6 protein-coding genes are annotated in these 5,094 nt (G+C 61.3%); 5 read left to right on the forward strand and 1 reads right to left on the reverse strand.

Going from position 1 to position 5,094, the window contains the following annotated elements:
* Window positions 1–1,450: autotransporter outer membrane beta-barrel domain-containing protein (locus NWI01_RS10135; protein ID WP_141383728.1), on the forward strand; the 1,450-nt coding region annotated here is incomplete at its 5' end.
* A 178-nt stretch (window positions 1,451–1,628) separates the two neighbouring features.
* Window positions 1,629–1,988 (forward strand): PRC-barrel domain-containing protein, encoded by a 360-nt coding sequence (locus tag NWI01_RS10140; protein ID WP_141383729.1) that lies wholly within the window; start codon window positions 1,629–1,631, stop codon window positions 1,986–1,988.
* A gap of 129 nt (window positions 1,989–2,117) precedes the next feature.
* Here the strand turns inward: NWI01_RS10140 and NWI01_RS19330 are convergent, their stop codons facing one another.
* A complete protein-coding gene (locus tag NWI01_RS19330) occupies window positions 2,118–2,372 on the reverse strand; it encodes a hypothetical protein (protein ID WP_210242959.1) in 255 nt (84 codons plus the stop codon).
* A gap of 155 nt (window positions 2,373–2,527) precedes the next feature.
* Between NWI01_RS19330 and NWI01_RS10145 the strand changes: the two genes are divergently transcribed.
* The 3 genes from NWI01_RS10145 to NWI01_RS10155 are packed head-to-tail and all read left to right on the forward strand — an operon-like array spanning window position 2,528 to window position 5,091.
* Entirely contained in the window at window positions 2,528–3,580 is a 1,053-nt protein-coding gene (locus NWI01_RS10145; protein ID WP_141383730.1) for a type III polyketide synthase, read from the forward strand.
* Entirely contained in the window at window positions 3,577–4,080 is a 504-nt protein-coding gene (locus tag NWI01_RS10150; protein WP_141383731.1) for an isoprenylcysteine carboxyl methyltransferase family protein, read from the forward strand. The genes NWI01_RS10145 and NWI01_RS10150 overlap by 4 nt, the downstream gene beginning before the upstream one ends.
* A 54-nt stretch (window positions 4,081–4,134) precedes the next feature.
* Window positions 4,135–5,091: a glutathione S-transferase family protein gene (locus NWI01_RS10155; protein ID WP_141383732.1), complete on the forward strand. Its 957-nt coding sequence runs from the start codon at window positions 4,135–4,137 to the stop codon at window positions 5,089–5,091.
* The last annotated feature ends 3 nt before the right edge of the window (window positions 5,092–5,094 follow it).

Genomic DNA, 5,094 nt, shown 5'->3' on the forward strand with positions numbered 1-5,094 from the left:
TGGTTTCACCTATGCCGCTCCCGCGCCGACCGTCACAAGCCATACGCTTCAACTTACCGCCGGCGCATCAGGCACGGTAAATCTGACGCAGGGAGCGACGGGAGGTCCCTTCACCGCGGCCACGATCGTCACATCGCCACCGGCTTCGGACGGCACGACAAACATCGTGCAGAACGGCACGCAGTGGCACCTCGTCTATGCTTCTGCAGCAGGCGCCACTTCGACCGTCATCGTTCGCTATACGCTCTCGAATGCGTCAGGAACATCGGCGCCCGGCACCGTGACATTCACCGTTGTCGCGCGCCCCGACCCCTCGCGAGATCGCGAGGTGATCGGCTTGCTCAACGCCCAGGCGCAGAGCGCCCAGCGTTTTGCCCGCTCGCAGATCACCAATTTCCGGGACCGGCTCGAACAGCTCCACGACGATTCAAGCCGTGAGGCAACATCGATGAACGTGCGAATAGCCGGCCCGCAAGAACCGACCGATCCGAACGCTTTGGGTTATGCCGGGGAAACCCGTCCCTCCGATCCGACCCGCAATGCATTCGCCTACGCGCCGAACAATGCCGGTCCTTCAAGGCCGACGAGCAAGGCACCTCCGTCGAGACCCGGATCGCCGAGCGATCTCGCCGTCTGGGCCGGCGGGTTCGTCAACTTCGGCACGGCGAACAGATACAATGTCAGTCTCGGCCACACGCTGATCGGGGTTAGCGGCGGTGCGGATTACCGGTTCTCGCCCAGCTTCACCGCAGGCGTTGGCCTTGGCTACGGGCGCGACACTGTCGATGTCGGCAACAACGTGACGCAAAGTAAAGGCCAGTCGCTCAGCACCGCCATCTACGGCAGCTACCACCCGCGAGACAACACCTTCATCGACGCCCTGCTCGGCTACAGCGCGCTGGACTTCGACAGCAGGCGGTTCGTGACGCCGTCCAGCGGGATGGCGACCGGCGGTCGATCCGGCAACCAGGTGTTCGGTTCGATCATCGGCGGCTACGAGTACAAGAGCAGCCGTGCCCTTGTGTCGCCCTACGGCCGCATCGAATCCGCGTGGACACAGCTCAACGCCTTTACCGAAAGCGGCGCTGCTGCCTACGATCTCGCCTTCGGCAAACAGACCCTGAGCATGCTGGCGGGCGTCCTGGGAATGCGCGCCGAGTATGCCTTCCTTCGGGACTGGGGCGTTGTGAAAGCACGCGGCCGGCTTGAATACACGCACGACTTCACCGGCTCGAGCCTGGCAAGCATGGGCTATGCCGACCTCAGAAACGGCCTGCCTTATACGCTCGGCGTTAATGTCTTCACCCGAGATTACATCGCGGTTGGCCTCGGCTTCGACACCCCGGTCGGCAACGGAGCCACGCTCGGCTTCGACTACACCACCGCTCTCGGCCTTGACGGAAGGACCGAGGTCCACAACTTCGCTCTGCGGTTGGGCGCGAAGTTCTAGAGCCCCTCACCGCTTCCTGAAAGCGGTGAGGACTCTAGGAACTTTTGGTGCATTCGGCGCTTCTTTCCCCTGGAGCCTGTAGCGTTTTCGAGCATGTAGAAAACGCGTCAAACCGAAAAATCACGGAGCCACGCCTCTGCCTTGTTCAGAAGCGGAAAAGGCTCCCAGGAGGGACGCGATGGCGATAGAAGAAAACGAAACCAGCAACCTGATCGGCAGCGACAAGGTCGAAGGGACGGCCGTGTTTGGCCCCGATGATAAAAAGATCGGCTCGATCGAGCGGGTCATGATCGAAAAGACCAGCGGGCGTGTTTCGTATGCTGTCCTGAGCTTTGGCGGATTCCTTGGAATCGGCGACGATCATTATCCGTTACCCTGGCACACGCTGAAGTATGATACGCGGCTCGGCGGCTATCAGACCGGCGTGACCGTCGATCAACTCCAGGGCGCTCCGAAATATCAGGTCGGCAGCAGCTGGAACTGGTCAGAGCGGGCGCGCACCAAGGCTGTCGACGATTACTACGCCGCCGGTTTCTAGAGCGTTTCCGAGCCAAGTGGGATCCGGTTCGCGTGGAGAAAACGCGACAAACTAAATCATAGAGCATGATCCCAACCCGAAGGGCCGCGCCAGCGCGAAGTGGGATCCGGCTTTCGGAAAAGATCATGCTCAAACAAAAGATAAGCGACGAGTCTGATTCCACGCAGTTAAACGAGACTCTGGAATATCAACTCGGGTTGAGTCGGTAGCGCATCCACGGTCATAAGGGCGGTATGAATGAGTGATCTTGAACAATTGCTTGGCCGTGCGGTTTTGCAGCTCTGGCCAGAACTGACGCCGGATGTCCAGGAACAGATATTCGACGCGGCATCGGATGACCCTGACGTCCGTCGGCGCCTCGCCGTACTGCTCCACGATCAGCATCCCCGGACAGCTTATCCGCTCCAACCGAGTTCACTGGCTTAGTCGAGCTGAGAGTGATTGAAACCGAAACTCATCCATACGCGCATTGAAACGCCGCCTCGAAGACATGTTCGTGGCGGCTGCGCGCATGAAACTCCGGGAGCGGGAGCGATGGCATGAAGCACACGGCCGCGTTGGTAGCAATGGCGACCGGGGTCCCGCCCAATGTGTTTCATCAGTCGCAAATTCTCGACGCGGCGCGATTCATCCTAGGCGCGCGATATCCGCAGTTTGAAACGCTATCCTCTCTTTTCGCCAACACCGGGATACAGCACCGCTACGGCGTCAAGCCGATTGAATGGTATTGCGAACCGCGTGGCTGGCCGGAGCGCACTCAGGCCTTTCTGGATGGCGCTGAAGCGTTGTTTGTCGAAGTCGCGCAGAAAGCCATGGAGCGGGCCGATCTTCACGCGGCTGACATCGACAGCGTGGTTACGGTGTGCTCGACCGGCATCGCCACCCCGACGCTTGAGGCCCGCGTCGCCGGCCGGCTCGGCTTCCGGACGGATATCTCGCGCGTGCCGGTGTTCGGGCTCGGCTGCGCCGGCGGTGTCGCGGGACTGTCCATCGCATCGCGACTGGCGCAAGCCCGGCCGGGCACCAACGTACTCCTCGTCGTCCTCGAACTTTGCACGCTCGCCGTTCGCCACGACGAACTGACGAAGGCCAATATCGTTGCCGCCAGCCTGTTCGGCGACGGAGCCGCCGCCGTCGTGCTGCGCGCCGGAGATGGAGGTGCAACACGCATCGAGGCGACCGGCGAGTATCTGTGGCCGAACACGCTCGATATCATGGGATGGCGGGTGGACCCTGAAGGATTCGGCGTGATCTTCCAGCGCACAATTCCGGACTTCGTGCTCGCGCACATGAAGCCGGGCGTCACCGCAGTCCTGTCCGGGCTGGGTCTCTCGATCGGAGACATCGACCGCTTCATCTGTCATCCCGGCGGCGCGAAGGTCATCGTCGCGATCGAGCGCGCTTTCTCCCTCGATCAGGGAACGCTCGACCACGAAAGAAGCGTGATCGCCGACTACGGCAACATGTCCGCGGCCACGGTCCTGTTCGTGCTCGAACGCGCCCGCGCGCAAGGACTGCCGCCGCGGTCGCTTGTGACCTCACTGGGGCCGGGCTTCACCGCAAGCTGCGTCACGCTGCGTCACGCCGCGTGACTCTCGCCGCGCTCATTCTCACTCTGGTGACGGCGCAGCGGCTGGGCGAACTGATCCTGTCCCGCTACAATACTGCCCGTCTGCTGGCGCAAGGCGCGATCGAGGTCGCGCCCGGTCATTATCCGCTGATCGTCGCGACCCACGCCGCCTGGCTGATCGCATTATGGATTTGGGGTCACGACCAGGATGTCAATCTCCTGGCCCTGTCGGTTTTTATTCTGCTACAGGCGTGTCGCTTTTGGGTGCTTGCAACCCTCGGGGCCCGATGGACCACGCGCATCATCGTCCTGCCCGATGCGTCCCTGGTGACATCCGGACCTTACAGATACCTGGCACATCCGAACTATGCGATCGTCGCCGCGGAAATCGCGGTTCTGCCGCTCGCGCTTCATCTGTATCTGCTGGCGCTGGTCTTCACTGTTCTGAACGGGCTGGTGCTCGCGATCCGCATCCACACTGAGGCCCGCGCGCTTGCAATCGCCCGCGAACGGCAGCCATAGTCGGGCGCCCTCCGCTTGTGTCCGACATTTTCAGAAGGCGCCAAGGAGCCCGATATGCTGGTGAATGGAAAATGGACATCGGACTGGCAACCGGTCCAGGCCAAGGACGAAAAGGGCGGCTTTGTCCGTCAGACGTCCAGCTTCCGCAACTGGATCACTCCCGATGGAAGCGCCGGACCGAGCGGCGAAAGTGGCTTCCCCGCGGAACGCGGCCGCTACCATCTTTATGTCGCGTTGATCTGCCCGTGGGCCTCACGCACACTCATGGCCCGCAAGCTGAAGAAGCTCGAAGACGTTGTTTCGGTGTCCGTCGTGGAGCCGGTATTGACCGACCAGGGATGGCGCTTCGGCGATTATCCTGGCGCCGGCCGGGACGAGGTCAACGGCGCGACCTATCTGCATGAGCTCTATACACGAGCCGATCCGGAAATCTGCGGGCGCGCGACGGTCCCGGTTCTCTGGGATAAGAAACGCAAGACCATCGTCAACAATGAATCCGCCGAAATCGTTCGCATGTTCAATTCGGGATTCGCCGCCTTTGCCGACGACGGTGTCGACCTTTATCCGCAGGCGCTCCGTACCGCGATCGATGCGCTCAACGAGCGCATCTACCCGGCGCTCAATAACGGCGTTTACCGCGCGGGCTTCGCCACGACGCAAATTGCTTATGACGAGGCGTTTGACGACGTCTTCGCGATGTTGGACCTGTTGGAAAACTATCTTGCGGACCGTGCGTTTCTGCTCGGCCCGCCCTTCACCGAGGCCGACATCCGCCTGTTCGTGACGCTGGTGCGTTTCGATACCGCCTATCACGGTCTTTTCAAATGCAACCTGCGGCGTCTCTCCGAGTACCCCAACCTCACCGCCTATCTCAAACGTGTGCTGGATGTTCCCGGGATTCGCGACACGGTGAACATCGATCATATCAGGAGAGGGTACTATTCCATCAAGTCACTCAACCCGAACGGCATCGTCCCGAAAGGTCCTGATCTCAGCCACCTCGGCCTTTAGAGC

The organism is Nitrobacter winogradskyi, from assembly GCF_006539545.1.
Lineage (GTDB): Bacteria > Pseudomonadota > Alphaproteobacteria > Rhizobiales > Xanthobacteraceae > Nitrobacter > Nitrobacter winogradskyi_A.

Bases quoted from the DNA above. Each gene is read 5' to 3' on its own strand.
- NWI01_RS10155 (WP_141383732.1), top strand. From the start codon at position 4,135: ATGCTGGTGAATGGAAAATGGACATCGGACTGGCAACCGGTCCAGGCC.
- NWI01_RS19330 (WP_210242959.1), bottom strand. From the start codon at position 2,372: ATGCTGATCGTGGAGCAGTACGGCGAGGCGCCGACGGACGTCAGGGTC.
- NWI01_RS10140 (WP_141383729.1), top strand. From the start codon at position 1,629: ATGGCGATAGAAGAAAACGAAACCAGCAACCTGATCGGCAGCGACAAG.
- NWI01_RS10145 (WP_141383730.1), top strand. From the start codon at position 2,528: ATGAAGCACACGGCCGCGTTGGTAGCAATGGCGACCGGGGTCCCGCCC.